This is a genomic window from Bradyrhizobium manausense, from assembly GCF_018129685.1.
Taxonomy (GTDB): domain Bacteria; phylum Pseudomonadota; class Alphaproteobacteria; order Rhizobiales; family Xanthobacteraceae; genus Bradyrhizobium; species Bradyrhizobium manausense_D.
Genome location: NZ_JAFCLG010000012.1, coordinates 50,100 through 68,672, shown reverse-complemented (window position 1 = coordinate 68,672; position 18,573 = coordinate 50,100). Strand labels below are relative to the sequence as shown.

Genomic DNA, 18,573 nt, shown 5'->3' with positions numbered 1-18,573 from the left:
ACCAAACGGGATGGTCACCTTGAGGGATCGCGCCGTCAGCCCGCTTGTGCAGCTCGTCATGGACAGCGCCCGCGAGCTTGCAAAGCCAATGGCGAAACGAAAGTGACGAAACGGATGTCTGTTTGTGGGCCGTCAGCGAAGCAGAGGCGCAACGCGTTGAGGTCGTTTGTGGTCCATCTGCGACCTCGGGAAATGTTCGCTTTTGGGGCCCTATTGGGGAGTGACCGGACATCGCTGGGCAGCCGTAAGCCGGCTCATTTCAGCTCAATCGTATCAACCCTGCGACAAGGCAAGCACCTGTAGGCATGCGCAGCCGGAAGTTCTGCAATCTCTGGCAGTGTCGCGAGATAATCCATCGGGCGCTTGCATTGTTCGCAGATGAGAATGGGTGGATTGTCCTTGGCTCGACGGCTCGTCATCCCAACGCTCACTTAGAGCGTGCCACCATAAGTTCAGGCGGTGGCGAGCACACCTCCGTTCAAATACCGAAGCCTATCGAAATTCGGCACCCTCCAGCATAGGGCCCGGCGCAAGACCGGGCCGACCCAGCATTCACGGGCCGCAAAGCACCCGCTCGAACAACGCCGCAGCATTGTTCAAAATCAGACATATGACGCGCGCCTCCGACGCCGTGGCTCGACGCGTTGTCGACACCGACGTCGAGGTCCCTGCCGCGTTGCAAGCCTTTCATCGCCTCACATTCGACCAAGGCGTTCGATCTTCAGCTACGGCTGCCCCCGCATGAGGTTCCCACTCCGGAACTGCAATTTCGTCTCGCGACGAAATAATGTTGAAACAACGCCCTGCTTGATTGGCGTCACCGGGCACGGGTTTGTATCCTTAGCTTTTTCAATCCCGGGGCTGGCTTTGAAGCACCTGTCTTTTGGATCTTCCGTAACTCCAGACTTCGCGAAGGGCCGCCCTCAAGGCGGCCCTTTTTCCGGCCCTGTGCGAAGCTCGCAGCAATATCGACCGTTCGAATGCGGCGCTTTGCATGAAATGCCGCCTCGAAGCGGATCGGGGTCGAAGTCTCGAAGTCGTCATAGCCCTCGGAGGTTCGGCGCCTCCTCCGCCCCGCAACCAGTCGCGGCTTTTTGCAACTTCCTCAGCGGGATCGCGTTGGTGACTGCACTTGCCGGGTGACAACCGGACGTAACAGGGATGTTGAACGCGAAGCATTTTTCCGGTTTCTGCTCGCGACATCAACGTATCGGTACGCGCTGACAACTAACCTGTTCCCGGCATGTGCACCCTGAAGTAGCCCCCGCAACTTGGTCGCTCCAGGTGCAAGCCGAACATTGCCGCACTCCACTGGGCCTATGGGTACAGCGATAGCGCAGCAGGCTGCACGCGGTGATCTCGGCGGCGCCCTTGCCCAGCACATCCAGCCTGACGCTACGACCGAACTCGCGCGGGCGGTTGGCGCGGACTATGCGTCAACGGAGAACTGGCAACCAAAGGAGGTTGTCGATGGTCGACTGATGACAGGCCAGAATCCGGCCTCTGCGGGCCCGATGGCAAAAGAGCTCCTGGCGGCGCTCCGGAAGTCTGTCTGAAGACGAGTCGATCCGAGAGGCTGCGCGACAAACCGTACCTGAGAGGTCGCGCCTTATCGCGGCCGGCTGCGCTCGATGATCTCGGCGGCGCCCTTGCCCAGCAGATCGAGCCCGACCGCGCGGCCGAGCTCGCGCGGCCGGCTGGCGGGGCCGGTGCGCGAGGCTTCGATGATGGTGTTGCCGGAGAGATCGAGCACGGAGGCGGTCAGCGACATCCGATCGCCTGATATGGTCGAGAAGCCGGCGACGGGCGAATTGCAGTGGCCGTTGAGCACCCACAGCACCTCGCGCTCGGCATCGGCGCAGAGATGCGCGTCAGCGTCGTCGATCGAGGACAGGATCTGCCGCGTTTGCCAGTCCTGCGCTGCGCATTCGACCGCGACGATGCCCTGCCCGGCCGCGGGCAGCATCTCCGCCGCAGTGAATTCGTAGGCGATCCGGCTGGAAAGGCCGACACGATCGAGACCCGAGCGCGCCATGATCAGCGCGTCCGCGGGCCCGACCGCACCACCGTCAGGGAGCTTCTGCTTCTCACCATGATCGAGCTTTCGCACGCGCGTATCGGCGGCACCGCGGAAGTGGATCACCTCGACGTCAGGAAACAACCGCCGCGCATAGGCGGCGCGGCGAACGGCATTGGTGCCAATTTTAAAACCCTTGCCGCGCGACTGGCGCAGCGCGTCCAGCGTCACGCCCTCGCGCAGCACCAGGGCATCGCTCGCCGGGTCGCGGGACAGCGTGGCGCCGATGACGAGGCCGGGCGTGTCCTCGTTGCCGGGCATGTCCTTCAGCGAATGCATCGCGGCCTGCAGTTCGCCCGCCAGCACGGCGGCGCGGATCTGCGCGACGAAGGCGCCGCCCTTGCCGCCATGCGGCAACAGCTTGCTGGTCTGGTCGAGATCTCCCGTGGTGTCGAACTTGACGATCTCGACGTCGAGACCTGATACGGATGAGGTCAGGCGGCGCGCGATCTCTTCCGTCTGTGCCAGCGCCATTGCGCTCTTGCGGGTACCGATCCTGAATCGCGTGGCCAAGTCCAATCCTCTTCAGACGCGTGGTTAGCGCGCATCCTCCAATATCATATCGGAGGCCTTCTCGGCGATCATGATGATCGGCGCGTTGGTGTTCCCCGACACGAGATCCGGCATGATCGAGCCGTCTACGACGCGAAGGCCCTCGAGCCCCCTCACCTTCAGCCGCTGGTCCACCACCGCGAGCGCGTCGTTGCCCATACGACAGGTCGAGGTCGGATGGTAGATGGTGCTGCCGCGCTCGCGGCAATAATCCAGGATCTCGGCGTCCGTGGATACCTTCGTGCCGGGATCGTATTCGCCGGCCACGAACGGCTTCAACGCCGGCGCATTCAGGATCCTGCGCAGGATCTTGATGCCTTCGACATTGGTGGTGCGGTCGGTCTCGGTCGACATGTAATTGATGCGAATTTCCGGCGGCACGGTCGGATCCGCGCTCCTGATGCGCAAGCTGCCGCGGCTCTCGGGCCGGAGCTGGCACACCGACGCCGTGAAGCCCGAGAAATCATGCAGCCGCTCGCCCATCTTGTCGGTCGAGAACGGCAGGAAGTGGACCTGGATGTCGGGCGAGGCGAGGCGCGGACTGGTCTTGAAGAATGCGCCGGCCGTGCCGGCCGCGATCGTCAGCCATCCCTTCCTGAACAGCGCGTAGCGCGCGCCGGCGAGCGTGCGGCGCAGCGGATGGTTGATGGTGTCGTTCAACGTGATCTTCTGCGAGCAGCGCATCACGATGCGGACCTGCATGTGATCCTGGAGATCATGGCCGACGCCCGGCGCGTCGAGCACGACGTCGATGCCATGTTGGCGCAGGAGATCGGCGGGGCCGACGCCGGAGAGCTGCAACAGCTGCGGCGAATTGTAGGCGCCGCTCGACAGCACGATTTCTTTCCGCGCCCGCGCGCGGCGCACGGTCGTGCCCTGCCGGTACTCGACACCGACCGCGCGACGGCCCTCGAACAGCACGCGCTGGCCGAGCGCCTCGGTCTCGACCTTGAGATTGCCGCGGGTCTTCGCCGGGCCAAGATAAGCCACCGCGGTCGAGGCACGGCGGCCGTTGCGGGTGGTGGTCTGGAACAGGCCGACGCCTTCCTGCGTCGCGCCGTTGAAATCGGGATTGTAGGGCAGACCGGTCTCGACCGCGGCGTCGATGAAGGCCTTCGACAGCGGATCGGTCACGACCATGTTGGAGACCGGCAGCGGACCGCCCGTGCCGTGGTACTGATCGGCGCCGCGCGTCTGGTTCTCGGCCTTCTTGAAATAGGGCAGCACGTCGTCATAGCCCCAGCCGGCATTGCCGTGCTGGCGCCAGCGATCGTAATCTTCGTGCTGGCCACGCACGTAGAGCAGGCCGTTGATCGAGCTCGATCCGCCCAGCGTCTTGCCGCGCGGCTGGAACACCTGCCGTCCCTTCAGTTCGGGCTCCGGCTCGGTCTGGTACATCCAGTTGACGGACTTTTCCTTGAACAGCTTGCCGTAGCCGAGCGGCACGTGGATCCAGATGTTGGAATCCTTCGGCCCGGCTTCGAGCAGCAGCACGCTGTGCTTGCCGTTCGCCGAGAGCCGGTTGGCGAGCACGCAGCCGGCGGAGCCGGCGCCGACGATGATGTAGTCGAATGCGGGATCGGAAGGCGTGAGGGAGGAAGTTGCGTTCATATTTCGCTAGTCTTCTTGTTGATGGGAGCGTTTCCGGTGTCGTCACCTCTCCCCGACGGGGAGAGGTCGGATTGCTTTGGCACGCAATTGCGTGCCTGAGCAATCCGGGTGAATGGGCCGCAACGGCAAGTGAGACCGCAACCCCTCACCCGGATCGCATCTTCGATGCGATCCGACCTCTCCCTACGGGAGAGGTGATCCGGGTTCTGGGCTCGCTTTGCCTGCAAAACGACCTAGCACAATCATGCGCGCAGACGCAGCGCCTCGACCAGCGACTTGAACGCACGGGCATATTCCGCGCCAGCCCTTGCGATATCGGCGCGTCCGGCGCAGGCGACCGCGGCCTCCGTCACCGCGCCGAGCAGCAGCCGCGCCAGCGGCTCGACCGGCTGCTTTGCGATCAGGCCGGCCTCCATCGCCGCCGACAGCGCGCGCGGCATCTTGCCGCCAAAGTGCTTTGCATCGATCTCGCGCCAGCGCTCCCAGCCGAGCACGGCCGGGCCGTCACGCAAGATGATCTGGCCGGTCGGGCCCTTGGCGGTCGCGGCAAAGTAATGCTGTGTGCCGGCGACCATCGCGGCGAGCACGTCCTTCTCGGCGCGCGCGGCGCCGTCGATCTCGGTGACGAGGTCGCGCGAGACCAGGTCAAACACCGCTTCGAACACCGCCTCCTTGGTCTTGAAGTGATGATAGACCGCGCCCTTGGCGATGCCGGCGCCTTCCGCGATGTTGTCCATGGTGGTCGCGGCAAAGCCTTGCGTCCCGAACAGCCGTCGCGCCGCCGTCAGGATCGCCTCCAAGGTTGCCGCCCGCCGCTCCGCCTGTTTGGCCATGGGTCCGGTCTATTCGAATTCCTGAGGCGCGGCCAGTTGACTTTTCGACCACCGGTCGGTATTTACCGACCCACAGTCGGTTTTAATCGTGAGGACATCATGCCGAGCCGTGGGATCGTCGAAGCCTTTGCGAAGCGCCTGGAGGACGGAGATTTCATCGGCGCGATCGAGCAGTTCTGTACGCCCGATGCCGTGACCTACGAGAACAACACCGCACCGACGGTCGGCCGCGACAATCTCGTCGCCAAAGAGCGCGGCGTGCTGGCGATGTCGCGGGAGGTCAAGGCGGTCCGCATCGGGCCGAGCTTGATCGAGGGAGATAACGTCGCGACGCGCTGGAGCTTCAGCTTCACGAATGCCGAAGGCGTCACGCGGACGCTCGAGGAGATTGCCTGGCAAACCTGGCAAGGCGACCAGTTGATCGAGGAGCGGTTCTTTTACGACCCGAAGCAGCTGGGACGGTGACGTCCGCGGCCTCGTGAACATTGTCAGACCAACTCCTCCGGCGCGGTCATCGGGTCGGCGAGCTTGCGCATCAGGCGCACGAGTATCCTCGATCTCCTGATCGTCCCAGCCCGCAAACATCCCGCCGACAATCCGCTCGCGTGCCCGGTTGACCGCGTCCGTCATCGCGCCGGGGGGCATGACAGCGGAGATGGTCGCGACATGCGTGCCCGACTTGACGTTCGCGCACGCAGGATCAACAATGCCAAACAAAGGCCAAGCGGGATCGAACCTGCAGTTTTTTTGAGGCCGGTACGCGCGCAGCAGCGGTGTTAGAATCGCGTTGAAGTGACGCGCAGATTGATCGATTTTCGTAGCAGATACCACACCTCGTCATTGCCGGAGAGAGGAGCTTTTCATGCTTGGTTTCTCGCGATTTGGCACGATCTCCCAGCCGCTACTCTACCTTGCAGCGGTCTTTCTGCTGCTCAACTCAACATCGGCTGTGTTCGGGCAATTCATGATCGGAGGCGACCGCGGCGACCGTCCCATGGACGGTCCGCGCGGCGGCGGGATGCACGACCGCGCCATCGGCGAAGGCGTGGGCTTGGGAATAGGCCTTGGGCTTGAGATCGGCAATGCCGTCAGCAAGCAAGGGGCAGAGGACAACGCAAAGAAGAAGACCGGCGACGGATCTGCAACCGTCACGAAATCACCTGAAGTGAAGAAGCCGAAACGCGCCGCCAAGAAGGGGGACGACGCGCCGGCGCCAGTGCATCCGCCGAAGGCGCCGGATCAGCCCGCGACGACGGCCGGGCCACCCCCGAGCAGCAATCCCGACACTCCGCAAACGGGTTCAAATCCACCATCAAATCCGCCGCCGCAGACCACGTCGCGATCCGATCCCCCGACGCCGCAGGATCCAAAGGACGTGCCGAAGCCTCCTGTCGATCCACAGGACATCGCATGGGAGTGCGATGAGCCGATCTGCGTTGGCGGTCCCTCAAGAAAGGACGTCGCCGGCATGCTGCACGACGGCTGCGTGCGAACGGAAAAGGTTCTCAGCCTGCTCGAATTGCCGGGCTCGATCGAGGACAATCTGAACAAGGCCAGCGGGCCGGCCCGACTCTATCTGGACTTCTTCTCGGGCAAGGACGGACCGAGCAACCGGGAAACCTTGAAAGGCTGGCTGATCAAGATCAAGGATGCCTGCAAACAGAAGGTCGCCTTGATCTGCGAGAAATGCGACGCGAAGACTCTGCGCATTGGCTATTCCTACACCAACGGCGGCAGCGGAATCCTCGGCACTCTCAACACCATGGTTCACGACAGCAAGATCCACCTTTGCGTTCCGCAATGGTGCAACGCCAAGGGGCAGACGCCCCGCGGACAGGCCGGCTCGCTCCTGCACGAGCTGTCGCATCTGGTCGGGACCGATGACATGACCGGAAAAGCCGGCGAGAAGACCGAATTTACCGCGCAGGGATTGACGGAGAAACTGATTCCAACTCTTTCGGATGCATACGACAAGCTGGCGCCGAGCACCTCAGGCGCGGCGTCCGCGAGCGCGACGCCTCCTCCCGCTTCGAAGTAGGAATCAAACCGCATCCGCCCGCAGGAGCGTGTCCACGGTGATGGTGCCCCGCGCGCGGGAGACGCAGGTGCAGATCTTCGCGTTGCTTTGCTTCTGGTGGTCGCTGAAGAAAACGTCGCGATGGTCGATCTCGCCGTCGACGGCGACGACGTCGATGGCGCAGAGGCCGCATTCGCCGCGCTTGCAGTCGGATATCACCTCGAAGCCGCTGGCGTTGAGAACATCGAGCATCGAACGCTCGCGCGGAATTTCGAGCTCGACATCGCTGCCCTTCAGGCGCACGCGAAAGGCCTCGGTCGGCAGCGTGCCGCTGGAGCCGAAGGTTTCGTAGCGGAGATCGGAGAGTGGATGGCCGGTGCCGATCCAGGCGTGGCGCGCGGCATCGAGCATGCGCATCGGACCGCAGAACAGGGTCAGCGCGCCCTTCGGCAGCGAGGCGAACAGCGCGTCGAGATCGAGCCGCTTGCCTTCGTCGCTGGCGTGGACGACCAGGCGGTCGCCGAGCATTGCGGCGAGCTCGTCGAGGTAGGCGGCATCCGCGCGGCTGCGCACGGCATAATGCAGGATGACGTTGGCGCCGCGGCGCGCCAGCGCTTGCGCTGCGCCGAGGATCGGGGTGATGCCGATGCCGCCGGCGATCAGGCAATAGTTTTCACGAGCCCAGTCGACCGCGACAAGCGAGGCCGGCCGGGTGATGTCGAGCCGCGCGCCCGGCGCGAGCTGCCACATGTAGCGCGAGCCGCCGCGCGAGTCCTCGGCGCGGCGCACCGCGATGGTGAAGCCGCGCGGCGAGGCTTCGCCGACCAGCGAATAGGACCGCGTCTCGGGCAAGCCATCGATGGTGACGCTGACATTGATGTGGCTGCCGACCGGATAGGCTGTGACGTCGAACTGATCCGGCCTGATCAGGAATTCGCGGATGCCGGGCGAAAGATCGCGCGTCGACACCAGCGTCGCGGGAATCCAGGTTTCGACGAAGCGCATGGCGTTGCCCTCAATCGGTTGCGGTCTTGATCAGCGCGAGCGCCGGCAAGAGGTCGAGATGGGTCCTGTTGCGCAGCGCAAGGCGCAGGTTTCGCACGGCGAGACGCGCATGCTCGCGCATGACGGCTTCGGCGCGCGCGCCCTCGCGGTTCTCGATGGCGTCGATCACGATGCGGTGGTGCTCCTGCCCGATGATCAGGATCTGCTGTGCTTCGGGCAGCGCCGATTGCGCCATCACGAAGCCGCTTGGGGATGCGAAGGGAAGCGCCGAAGCGCGGTCGATCTGCCGGATCAAAGGCGGGCTGCGCGATAGTTCCGTGAGCAGCGCGTGAAAGCGCGCGTTCAGCGTGACATAGGCCGAGAAGGCCTCGATCGAGATCGGGACCTGACGCAGCAGATCATCGATCGCCAGATGGCATTCCCTCAGCGGCTCGAGCTCGCGCGCGGAAACGCCGCGCTCGGCGGCAAAGCGCGCCGCGAGGCCTTCCAGCGTGCCGCGCAGCTCGATGGAATCGGAGATGTCGCGTTCCGAAAACGCCTTCACCATGAAGCCGCCGGACGGGATCGCCTCCAACAGCCCCTCCTCCTCCAGCCGCACCAGCGCCATGCGCACCGGGGTGCGCGAGGCGCCGGTCGTCTCCACCGCCTGAAGCTCGGAGATGCGCTCGCCCGGCCGCAAAGACCCCGACAGGATCTGGTCGCGCAGCGCGAGCTGCGCCTTCACGGTCTGCGAGACCGAGCGGTCGACCTCGGCCATCCCCTACTCCGCCGCCTGAAGCTGCTGCGGTCCGTTTTCCTTCGCCACCATCCTGTCGATCAGCTTGCGCATCCACATCGCGCCGGCGTCGATGTTGAGATTGTAGAAGATGCGATCCGGATTCTCGTCCATCGCGCGCTGCTGCGCCTCCAGGATCAGCTCGTCTTCGCGGAAGATACCGGAGACGCCCTCGCGGATCTCGGTGGTGATGCGCTGCTCGCCGATCTGATAGTTGCGCACGAACGCCCAGAAATAGTGGCAGGTCTTCTCGGTCTCCGGCGTGATGGTGTTGAGCACGAAACCGTTGACGCCCTGCGAGCGGTCGCCTTCCGGCGCGCCGGTGCCTGTTGGCGCGACGCCGACGTCGATGGCGATGGTGCACGGCGCCTCGAAACGGATGATCTGCCAGCGATCGACGAGGCCCGGCTTGCCGAGTTGCCTGGCCCAGAACGGCGGCGCCTCGACGCCGCGCATCCATCGCGTCACGGTCACCGTCTTCTCGCCATGGGTGACGTCGAACGGCGCTTCGGCGACCGCATCGTTGCCGATGGAGGAGCCGTGCACGAAGGTCTCGTGGGTGAGGTCCATGAGATTGTCGAGCACGAGGCGGTAGTCGCAGGCCACGCGGATGGTCTTGCCGTCGCCGGCCCAGGCCGGATCGTGATTCCAGTGCATGTCGGGCACCAGCGCGGGGTCGGCGAGCGCGGGGTCGCCCATCCAGAGCCAGATGTAGCGGTGACGCTCGACCACGGGATAGGCGCGCACGCAGGCCGACGGGTTGATGGTCTCCTGCGAGGGCATGAAGGTGCAGCGGCCCTGCGCGTTGTATTTCAGACCGTGATAGCCGCAGACGACGGTGTCGCCCTCGAGCCGGCCCTTCGACAGCGGCACCAGGCGGTGCCAGCAGGCATCCTCCAGCGCGGCCACCGAGCCATCGGCCTTGCGGTACATCACGACGTGCTTGCCGCAGATCGTCCGCGGCAACAGTGCCGGCTTCACATCCGCGTCCCAGGCGGCGGCGTACCAGGCGTTCATGGGGAAGGGTTTTGTCATGGGGCCTCCCAAGGCTTATGTATGCGTTATGTATACAATAGCCGGAGGCGGAGACTGATTCAATACCAGAATAGGCGTATTATATTACCTTAAACTGATATCGTGTATACAGGATGAAGCAGTCTTACACCCTCCCCTCCAGGGGAGGGTAAGAAACCGCCTGCCTGCGTCGCTACGTCCCGAACACCTTCTTCAGTCCCGCCTGGGCCTCGTCCTGAATCCGCATCAGGTGCTCGGTGCTGCGGAAGCTTTCGGCGTAGATCTTGTAGACGTCCTCGGTGCCCGAGGGCCGCGCCGCGAACCAGCCGAAATCGGTCTCGACCTTGATGCCGCCGAACGGCTGGCCGTTGCCGGGCGCCTTGCTCAGGGTCGAGCGGACCGGGTCGCCGGCGAGCTCCTTCAGGCCGAGCTGTTCGGGCGTGACGGACTTCAGGATGGTCTTCTGCGAACCCGTCGCGGCGACGTCGATGCGGGCATAATGGGGCACGCCGAGCTCGGCGGTGAGGTCGCCAAAGAGCTGGCTGGGATCACGGCCGGTCTTGGCCATGATCTCGGCAGCGAGCAGGCCGAGGATGATGCCGTCCTTGTCCGTCGTCCACACCGTGCCGTCGCGGCGCAGGAACGAGGCCCCTGCGCTCTCTTCGCCGCCGAAGCCGAAGCCGCCCGTGAGCAGACCATCGACGAACCATTTGAAGCCGACCGGCGTCTCCACCAGCTTGCGGCCGAGCTTCTTGGCGACGCGGTCGATGATCGAGCTCGACACCACGGTCTTGCCGATGGCGGCGTCCTTGCCCCAGTTCGGCCGGTGCGCGAACAGGTAGGAGATCGCGGTCGCCAGATAATGGTTGGGGTTCATCAGCCCGCCGGTGCGGGTGACGATGCCGTGACGGTCGGCGTCGGTGTCATTGGCAAAGGCAACGTCGAAACGGTCGCGCATCGCGATCAGGCCCGCCATGGCATAAGGCGAGGAGCAGTCCATGCGGATCTTGCCGTCCCAGTCCACCGTCATGAAGCGGAAGGTCGGGTCGATCGCCTCGTTCACCACCGTGGCCTTGAGGCCGTAGCGCGCGATGATCGGATGCCAGTAATGCACGGCCGCGCCGCCGAGCGGATCGATGCCGATTTTGATGCCCGCGGATTTGACGAGCTCTAGATCGACGACATGGCCGAGGTCGGCGACGTAGGGCGTGACGTAGTCGTAGGCGTGCACCGTCGACGATTTCAGCGCCTTGGCATAGTCGATGCGCTTCACGCCCTTCAGGCCATCAGCGAGATAGGCGTTGGCGCGCTTCTCGACGACGGAGGTCGCGTCGGTGTCGGCGGGGCCGCCATGCGGCGGATTGTATTTGTAGCCGCCGTCTTCGGGGGGATTGTGCGAGGGGGTGACGACGACGCCATCGGCAAGGCCAGACGTGCGGCCCTTGTTGTAGGTCAGGATCGCGTGCGAGATGACGGGCGTCGGCGTGTAGCCGTGATCCTTGTCGATCATGACGTCGACGCCGTTCGCCGCGAACACCTCGACGGCGCTGGCAAGCGCCGGCTCGGCCAGCGCGTGGGTGTCTATGCCGATGAAGAGCGGACCGGTCAGCCCTTTCTCTTTCCGGTAGTCGCAGATCGCTTGCGTGGTCGCAAGGATGTGGCCCTCGTTGAACGTGTTCTTGAACGAGGTGCCGCGATGGCCTGACGTCCCGAACGCCACCCGCTGCGCCGGATCGGCTGCGTCCGGCTTGCCAGCAAAATAGGCCGTCACCAGCCTTGGAATGTTGGCGAGCGCGTCCGGCGAAACCGGCTTGCCCGCCGCGGGATGAACATCAGCCACTGGGAATACCCTCGTCCTGTCGTGCAGAGATGCGACGCACCATAGCATCGGCCGCAAGCGCGCCAAGCCACAACACAGCCGACGGGTGGCCGTTCCCGGGATCGTGCTATGGTCGCTTCCGATCGGGGCTTTTCGAGTCGGGGCATGACGCGGTTTCACAGATTCCTGGGTGTTCTGATCGCCTGGCTTGCGGCGTCAGGCGCGCCGGCGCGCGCGGCCCAGTTCTACATCGAGGATCTGCGCATCCCGATGGCGGCCGCCGGACCGCAGGGGCTGGAGGCGTTCCTGGTCCGTCCGGCCGGGACCAAGCGCTATCCGCTGGCGCTGCTCAGTCACGGCTCGCCGCGCAGCTTTGCCGATCGCGCGACCATGTCGGCCCACCAATACTACGGCATCGCGCTGGAATATGCCCGGCGCGGCTTTGCCGCGCTGGTCGTGATGCGCCGCGGCTATGGCACCTCGCCGGGCGGGCGCGTCGACAACGTCGGAAGCTGCAGCAACGCCGCTTATCTGCCCGCGGCAGCGGTTTCCGTTGCAGACTTGCGCGCCGCGATCGACGCGATGGCACGCCGGGCCGACGTCACCACGTCAGGCATGATCGCGGCCGGCCATTCCGCCGGCGGTCTTGCCACCGTCGCGCTGACGGCGCAGGCACCTGCCGGCCTTATCGCCGCGATCAGCTTTGCCGGCGGTCGCGGCTCGCTCGACGATGACGAGGTCTGCAATCCGGACGGACTGGTGCAGGCCTTCGCCACCTTCGGCAAGACCTCGCGGGTGCCAATGCTCTGGGTCTATTCCACCAACGATTCCTATTTCGGCCCGGATCTGGCGCGCCGGTTCCATGATGGCTTTCGCGCCGGCGGCGGCAACGCAAAGTTCGTCACCGCGCCGCCTTACGGCGATGACGGCCACTATCTGTATTCGGTGGAGGGCCGCCCGCAATGGACGCCCTATCTCGACGCATTCCTGCGCGAGCGCGGGCTTGCCCAGGATGTGCTGAGCCCGCCCGATCCACTGCCGCCGCCGAACCATTTCAACGACGCGGCCAAAGCCGAATTCGCCCGCTATCTCGCCAGCACCTCGCCGCACAAGGCCTTTGCGGTGTCGCCGAACGGCGGCTACGGCTGGCGCTCGGGACGCAACACGGTGGAGGACGCGGAGCGCGATTCACTCGCGGCCTGCATGAAATATACCCCGACCTGCACGCTCTATGCGGTCGACGACCACCTCTCCTCCGGCAACGTCCAGGGGACCTCCACGGACCAGGTCTTGCGCGCACGATAGGCATCTCGCCTGCCGGCGGCACATCGGTTGTTAACATCAAAGATGTACGACACGCTGCATGCAGCGGGATCCGGCACGACCAAACCTCACCGCGACGTGGAAGAACGTCGTCGTGGCCGTGCTGTTGTCGGCATCGACCTGCGCGCAGGCCCAGGAGGCTGCCAAAGAGGCCGACCTCGGCGCAGGCGAAACGGCGACATCACGCGCCGAGATCCGCAAGATCATCGAGCGCGAGACGGCGAGGACCGGTTTGCCCGCCGACCTCGCGGAGGCCGTGGTCTTCGTCGAGAGCGGCTACAACTCGGCGGTCGTCGGCAGCGGCGGCGAGCTCGGCCTGATGCAACTGCGACTGGAGACCGCAGCAGCGCTCGGGTTCAAGGGAAACGCCGCGGAGCTCGCGGAGCCCGACCTCAACATCCATTACGGCGTACTCCATCTCAGCCGTGCATGGGGTCTGGCGGGCGGGGATCTCTGCCGCACGTTGATGACATATCGAGCCAGGTCCGACGAGGAGGAAACGTCTGCCCGTTCGCAGGTCTATTGCAACCGCGCCCGCAACCGGCTGCTCGCCATGAACTCGGCCGCTGCGATCACCCGGACCGCAGTCGCACCACCGGCGCCGGAACCTGCGGCAGCGCCAGCGCCGGCGACGACATCGGCACGGACTGAAAGGCCACGGATGCAGCCCAGGGCGACGCAGCCCAGGGACGTCTATGCGCGCTACCGCCGCGGCACGGCCGCCGCATCCAGGGCATTCTGGGCCGCGCATGAGGCCAGGGTCAACCGCATCAAGGCCCGCATCGAAGTCAGGTGGAAGCGGACCGCCTCGCGTTAACAGTCGTTCGCGATAAGGCGGACGCAGCTCTTGACGGGACCGTCCTGATCGATGGAATACTGCGGATGCTCCCCTTTTTGGGGGTAGCTGCAGCGATTTTGCCAAATAGTCTTTTTGCGTAGCCCCGAATAGAGACCATGCACAACGGTTTGAGAGTTTTGTTCGCGATCTTCGCCACGGCAGCCGTGGCGACCTCGACCTTCGTCGCCATCCGGCTCGTCGTCGGCTTCAGCGGCTGAGACAAAAAACGCCGGCCAGCAATGCTGACCGACGCCATATCGCTTCACGTCGTTGCTCGCGTCAGTAGTTGCGCCTAGAGGCGTTCGCTGAGCGCGAGCTTGTAGCCGACACCGGTGACCGTGGCGATGACGGGCGTGCCGCTGCCGACGAGCTTGCGGCGCAGCCGCGCCACCAGCGCATCGACCGTGCGAATGTCGACCTCGGCCTGGCGGTTGCTGACGACCTCGATCAGATAGTCACGACTGAGCGGCCGTCCGTCCGCACCGACCAGCGCGGCGAGCAGGTCGAACTCGGCACGGGTCAGCGCCACCGGCTTGCCGTCGCTGCCGAGCAGCTCGCGCCGCGTCAGGTCGATGATCCAGTCGCCGAACGCAATCGAGTTGTGGTTGCGCGCCGCCTTGCGGTCGATCGAGCGCCGCCGCAGCACGCTGCGCGCGCGCGCCAGCAGATCGCGCAGATTGATCGGCTTGGTGACGTAATGGTCGCCGGCGATCTCGAGGCCAAGGATGCGATCGACGTCGGTGTCGCGGCGTGTCACGAAGATAATGCCGGCGTTGCTGGTCGCCTGGATCTCCTTGGCGAGCTCGAAGCCGTCGCCGTCCGGCAATTGCAGGTCGAGGAAGACGAGGTCGGTGCGCGCGCGCAGCGCCTGGCGGCATTCCGCGCAGGTGCCGGCGCCGACCACATCGAAATTGTTCTCGCTGAAGTAACCGACCAGCATCGTGCGCGTCACGGGATCGTCTTCGACGACAATCAGCCGATCGCGCCCGAGCGAACGCAATTCCTGAAGTGCGGAATCAGCCACGATATTGGATGTCCTGTGTGCCTGCGACCCGGCTCGAGAGTTCAAGTCGCCGCGCCATGCGCCGTCGTGTGAACGAACATTCACGGCCTGTTCGAGCCCCCGAAATTGCCTGCCGAATACTAGGCGCGTTGCGTCGCCCAAACAATATAGGTCACGGTATTGCAGTATTTACTATGAATTGCCTCACACTTCTCAATCAGCGCATCGGCCAATGACAGCTGGCTCGCACCGGTCCCTGCAGCGCTCCCGATACCAACAATTCGGCTCATTGGATGCCGGATTCAACCGCTGATTAACGTAAAGAAAGGGTTCGGCTTCGGTTGGCATGGCCGCGCCTCTATACTTTGCGCGCTGCAACCACGGAACAATGCGAGACAACGGAGCAGGCGTGATGGGAGGGCAAGCCCGGTCGGCTGCCGGTCGAGTGGATCAAGGCGCAACACCTTTCGATCGCTCACATAGTCTCGACGTCCTGCGCGGTCTCGCCATCGCCGGCGTGATGGCAATCCACGTTTCGCAATCGTTTCCGTCGAACATTCACGGCATCGACTACGCCTTCATGTGCGGCTGGACCGGCGTCAACGTGTTCTACTTCGTTAGCGCCATGACGATGTGCCTGATGTGGACGCGGCGCGCCGAGGCAAACCCGACGCGGAAGTTCTACATCCGCCGTTTCCTGCGCATTGCGCCACTGTTCTGGCTCGCGATCCCGCTCTATCTGTTCGTCAACGGCACCGGACCGAATCACGACGCCCCCAACGGCATCGGGCCGCTCCAGGTGATCCTCACAGCGACCTTCCTGCACGGCTTCTGGCCCGACAGCGTGAACAGCGTCGTGCCCGGCGACTGGTCGATCGCGGCGGAGATGACCTTCTATGTTGTTTTTCCGTTCGTGATCACCGCGTTCGGATCGCGCAGACACCTTTATCTCGCGCTCGCGCTGCTGCTGCATCTGGTCAACGTCTGCCTGTTCAAGCCGTGGGCGTTCGCGCTGTTTTCGACGTATTACGGGCCCGGTCACGAGGCCTTCGTCTGGAACGCGCTGCACATCAGCTTCCTGAACCAGTTGCCGATCTTCCTCGTTGGCTGCGCGCTGTTCTTTGCGCTGCGCGACGGCTTTGCGAAATCCGACGCCGCGATGCTTGCCTGCTTCATCGCATTGTCCTTCATCGCAGACCGCGCGACCGGCTCGCACGAGTTCAACTATCTGATGATCAATCTGGTGCTTGGCGCAGGCGTAGCCGGCTGCATCAAACTGGCGGTGCACTGCGAACCGGTCGAGGCGCTCGGCCGCAACTCCTATTCGATGTACCTGTCGCATTTCGCGGTGATCCATGGTTTGCATCAGGTCTGGCCGTTCGCGGACGGACTGGTGTCGCTGCTGCTCGCCTATGCCGTCACAGCCGTGCTGAGCTATCTCGTCGCGCGCGCCACCTGGCATCTGGTCGAGCGCTACGCGCAGGATCTGGCGCGTCGGCTGACCGCGCCGGCGAGCAAGGTCAAGCGCGCTGAACTCATCGCCACGGCGGTGCAGCACTGAACGGCCACAGCGCCGGCGCCTCGACCCTCTCAGGACAAACCGACGTCGATTCGATAGGACAGCTCTTCCTGGGCACCAGGCGCAATGTGCATCAGGCCGGGCTTCTCGGTGAATTCGCCGCCGAAGTCCCTGGGGCTGGCGTAGCCGCGCCAGGGCTCGATGCAGAGGAACGGCGCGCCTGACGGTTTCGACCAGATACCGAGCTCGCGAAAGCCTCGCCATGACATTCTGAGCCAGGGCCCGGTACCATCGGCTCGCGCGAAGCGGACCGCATGGCTGTTGACGGGATCGAGGATAACGGCGTCGCTGGCGAACAGGGCTTCCGACAGAACAAGCACGGTGCCTCGGACGGGGCTTGGATCCGTTGCCGCGAGCAGGAGCCCACCCTCCACACGGCGAACCGGCGACGGCTCCTCGTTCGTGAATGTCAGCGCATAGCTCTGCTTCGGCACGCCAGGCTGAAGCGGCCAGTTGAAAGCGGGATGACCGCCGAGCGACACGGGCAATATCTCGCCACCGGTGTTGGCGACGGTAAGCGAGAGATCGAGACCCCCGTCGTCGAGCGCATAAGCCGCCGTGAGCCGGAACGCGAACGGATAAAGCGCGCGGGTCGCCTCGCTATCCTCGAGCACCAGCGAGCAACGGCTCTCGCCGCGTTCCACCCAGCTAAATCGGCTGTCGCGCGCAAAGCCGTGCTGCGTCATCCGGTAGGTCTTGCCCCCGTGCCGCATCTCATCGTTGGCCAGGCGCCCCACGATCGGAAACAGCAGCGGCGCATGGCGCTGCCAGGCGGGCCCCGCCTGCCAGACGAATTCGGTGCCGTCCGCGTGGCTGAGCGAGCACATCTCGGCGCCGTGGGCCTTGATGGTGGCGGTGAGGGAACCGTGGCGGAGGGTGTGGGTTTCGTCGCTCATGATTGATCTCTATATCTTCGAGATGCTAACCCACCGATGAATTGGGCCATAGGTCGCCATGCGCTCGAAAGCGGACCTTGTGTGCTCTCCTTGAGTTTTGTCATGCATGACCCAGCGCAGCCGGCTTTGCTGGCTGCGCCTCTACCGGAGAGAACTTTTCACTAACTGATATAGATCAAGGGCTTGCGGGCGATTCCAAATTACTCAATACTACCAGCAGCAGCGGTCGACCCTGAATAAGGTCCCCCGGTTGCATTGGGATTGTTAATTTTTCGATGCTTTTTCAAGCTTCATCCGTTTGGATCGCGCATGGCTGCCCATCATTCTGACGTTTACATCCTGTCTCGGGATTCCCTAGGTCCGACTGTTCAGCGGTTCTTTTCCAAACCATGGCTCGTTCAGTTCGAAGACGGGACGATCCTTGAATACGACACCGAGCACGGCGCCCGCGAGTTGCAGCGCAAATGGCGGATAGCACACGACCTTGATCCGATCACCGGCGATCCTTCGGCCGCCGATCAGGTCCACAATGACCGAGAGGCCACGCTGCTCAGCGTACTTGAAGAGAAAAACGCGAGCCTCAAAAGATTTCTGGTTGCGCAGGTACTCGAGGCGGCCGCGCTCCGGGAACTGCTGCTAGAGAAACTGATGTTGAAAAAGCAATAGGGCACAACGACGCAAGCTCACCCAGCGGCTGTCGGTGCTTTTTTTGATCTGGGGTTCTTTTGGGTCCGTTGCTGACCCTCGCTTGGAGAGCTGCAACGTCTGATTTCGGTAGATAAGCCAACCAAGGTAAAAACAGTCTGCCGAGGGCGGCGGGGCCGCTCTCCGCTTTGTTGTGGGCGGACATCTGTGTCTTTGGAAGAAGTCCGGTTCGTCTCATCGAAGTGCGACGTCTCCTGCCACCCTCGGATTTCCTACCGGATGTCGATTCAACACCCGTTGGCGGGGGGTGTCGCGATGGTGGCGGTGACCGTCGAGTCCTACGCGGCTTCAGTGATGGGCGCGATCGTCAGTATCCTGGGAAGCTTCGAATTCGGCATCGAGATGCGATGCCCCTGTCCTCACACCCATCGCAAATCCGAGGGACCGCGTCAGGTCCAATCGTCTTCGTCGCCGGCTGCCGTCCTTAAAGGTAACGAAGGCAGGCACACCATCGATGCGGCAAAACCGCACCACATTAGACCTGGATCGCGCAGCTCGAAGCGTCCGGGACGTCAGTAACGGCAGC

15 protein-coding genes and 1 pseudogene are annotated in these 18,573 nt (G+C 64.0%); 7 read left to right on the top strand and 9 right to left on the bottom strand.

Annotation, left to right across the window (positions count from 1 at the left end; all coding sequences use genetic code 11):
- Positions 1–1,412 precede the first annotated feature (1,412 nt).
- Positions 1,413–1,556: pseudogene (locus tag JQ621_RS35530) on the top strand (type 1 glutamine amidotransferase domain-containing protein); the annotation flags it as partial.
- A gap of 53 nt (positions 1,557–1,609) precedes the next feature.
- Here JQ621_RS35530 and hemC read toward each other — a convergent pair.
- From hemC to JQ621_RS24505, 3 genes are all read right to left on the bottom strand, one after another.
- Positions 1,610–2,590, bottom strand: a complete 981-nt coding sequence (gene hemC, locus JQ621_RS24515) for a hydroxymethylbilane synthase (protein WP_212237497.1) — start codon at positions 2,588–2,590, stop codon at positions 1,610–1,612.
- Between the two features lie 24 nt (positions 2,591–2,614).
- A complete protein-coding gene (locus JQ621_RS24510; protein WP_212237495.1) occupies positions 2,615–4,240 on the bottom strand; it encodes a GMC family oxidoreductase in 1,626 nt (541 codons plus the stop codon).
- Positions 4,241–4,482: 242 nt separating this feature from the next.
- Positions 4,483–5,073, bottom strand: coding sequence for a TetR/AcrR family transcriptional regulator (locus tag JQ621_RS24505; protein ID WP_212237492.1), 591 nt, complete (start codon positions 5,071–5,073; stop codon positions 4,483–4,485).
- 99 nt (positions 5,074–5,172) lie between these two features.
- Here JQ621_RS24505 and JQ621_RS24500 point away from each other — a divergent pair, with 99 nt between their 5' ends.
- Both JQ621_RS24500 and JQ621_RS24495 read left to right on the top strand, forming a co-directional pair.
- On the top strand, positions 5,173–5,538 hold the full coding sequence (locus tag JQ621_RS24500) for a nuclear transport factor 2 family protein (RefSeq protein WP_212237489.1): 366 nt from the start codon (positions 5,173–5,175) through the stop codon (positions 5,536–5,538).
- Between the two features lie 397 nt (positions 5,539–5,935).
- Positions 5,936–7,111 (top strand): hypothetical protein, encoded by a 1,176-nt coding sequence (locus tag JQ621_RS24495; RefSeq protein ID WP_212237487.1) that lies wholly within the window; start codon positions 5,936–5,938, stop codon positions 7,109–7,111.
- Positions 7,112–7,114: 3 nt separating this feature from the next.
- Here JQ621_RS24495 and JQ621_RS24490 read toward each other — a convergent pair whose 3' ends face one another.
- From JQ621_RS24490 to pgm, 4 genes are all read right to left on the bottom strand, one after another.
- A complete protein-coding gene (locus JQ621_RS24490) occupies positions 7,115–8,095 on the bottom strand; it encodes a PDR/VanB family oxidoreductase (protein WP_212237486.1) in 981 nt (326 codons plus the stop codon).
- Positions 8,096–8,105: 10 nt separating this feature from the next.
- Complete coding sequence (locus JQ621_RS24485; protein WP_212237484.1) at positions 8,106–8,852, bottom strand: GntR family transcriptional regulator; 747 nt, start codon at positions 8,850–8,852, stop codon at positions 8,106–8,108.
- 3 nt (positions 8,853–8,855) lie between these two features.
- Positions 8,856–9,905, bottom strand: a complete 1,050-nt coding sequence (locus tag JQ621_RS24480) for an aromatic ring-hydroxylating dioxygenase subunit alpha (protein ID WP_212237482.1) — start codon at positions 9,903–9,905, stop codon at positions 8,856–8,858.
- Between the two features lie 172 nt (positions 9,906–10,077).
- Positions 10,078–11,724 (bottom strand): phosphoglucomutase (alpha-D-glucose-1,6-bisphosphate-dependent), encoded by a 1,647-nt coding sequence (gene pgm / locus JQ621_RS24475; RefSeq protein WP_212237480.1) that lies wholly within the window; start codon positions 11,722–11,724, stop codon positions 10,078–10,080.
- Between the two features lie 144 nt (positions 11,725–11,868).
- Between pgm and JQ621_RS24470 the strand changes: the two genes are divergently transcribed.
- Together JQ621_RS24470 and JQ621_RS24465 are read left to right on the top strand one after the other, a co-directional pair.
- Complete coding sequence (locus JQ621_RS24470) at positions 11,869–13,008, top strand: alpha/beta hydrolase family protein (protein ID WP_212237478.1); 1,140 nt, start codon at positions 11,869–11,871, stop codon at positions 13,006–13,008.
- A gap of 58 nt (positions 13,009–13,066) precedes the next feature.
- Entirely contained in the window at positions 13,067–13,843 is a 777-nt protein-coding gene (locus JQ621_RS24465; protein ID WP_212237476.1) for a transglycosylase SLT domain-containing protein, read from the top strand.
- A gap of 313 nt (positions 13,844–14,156) precedes the next feature.
- On the opposite strand, the gene JQ621_RS24460 is transcribed toward JQ621_RS24465, so the two are convergent.
- Positions 14,157–14,972 carry a response regulator transcription factor gene (locus tag JQ621_RS24460; RefSeq protein WP_212237474.1) on the bottom strand — a complete coding sequence of 272 codons (816 nt, stop codon included), beginning with the start codon at positions 14,970–14,972 and terminating at the stop codon, positions 14,157–14,159.
- A gap of 340 nt (positions 14,973–15,312) precedes the next feature.
- On the opposite strand from JQ621_RS24460, the gene JQ621_RS24455 reads away from it, so the two are divergent.
- Positions 15,313–16,428, top strand: coding sequence for an acyltransferase family protein (locus JQ621_RS24455; RefSeq protein WP_312015442.1), 1,116 nt, complete (start codon positions 15,313–15,315; stop codon positions 16,426–16,428).
- A 29-nt stretch (positions 16,429–16,457) separates the two neighbouring features.
- Here JQ621_RS24455 and JQ621_RS24450 read toward each other — a convergent pair whose 3' ends face one another.
- Positions 16,458–17,342, bottom strand: a complete 885-nt coding sequence (locus JQ621_RS24450) for an aldose 1-epimerase family protein (RefSeq protein ID WP_212237470.1) — start codon at positions 17,340–17,342, stop codon at positions 16,458–16,460.
- Positions 17,343–17,651: 309 nt separating this feature from the next.
- Between JQ621_RS24450 and JQ621_RS24445 the strand changes: the two genes are divergently transcribed.
- Positions 17,652–18,008, top strand: coding sequence for a hypothetical protein (locus JQ621_RS24445; RefSeq protein WP_212237469.1), 357 nt, complete (start codon positions 17,652–17,654; stop codon positions 18,006–18,008).
- Positions 18,009–18,573: the final 565 nt, after the last annotated feature.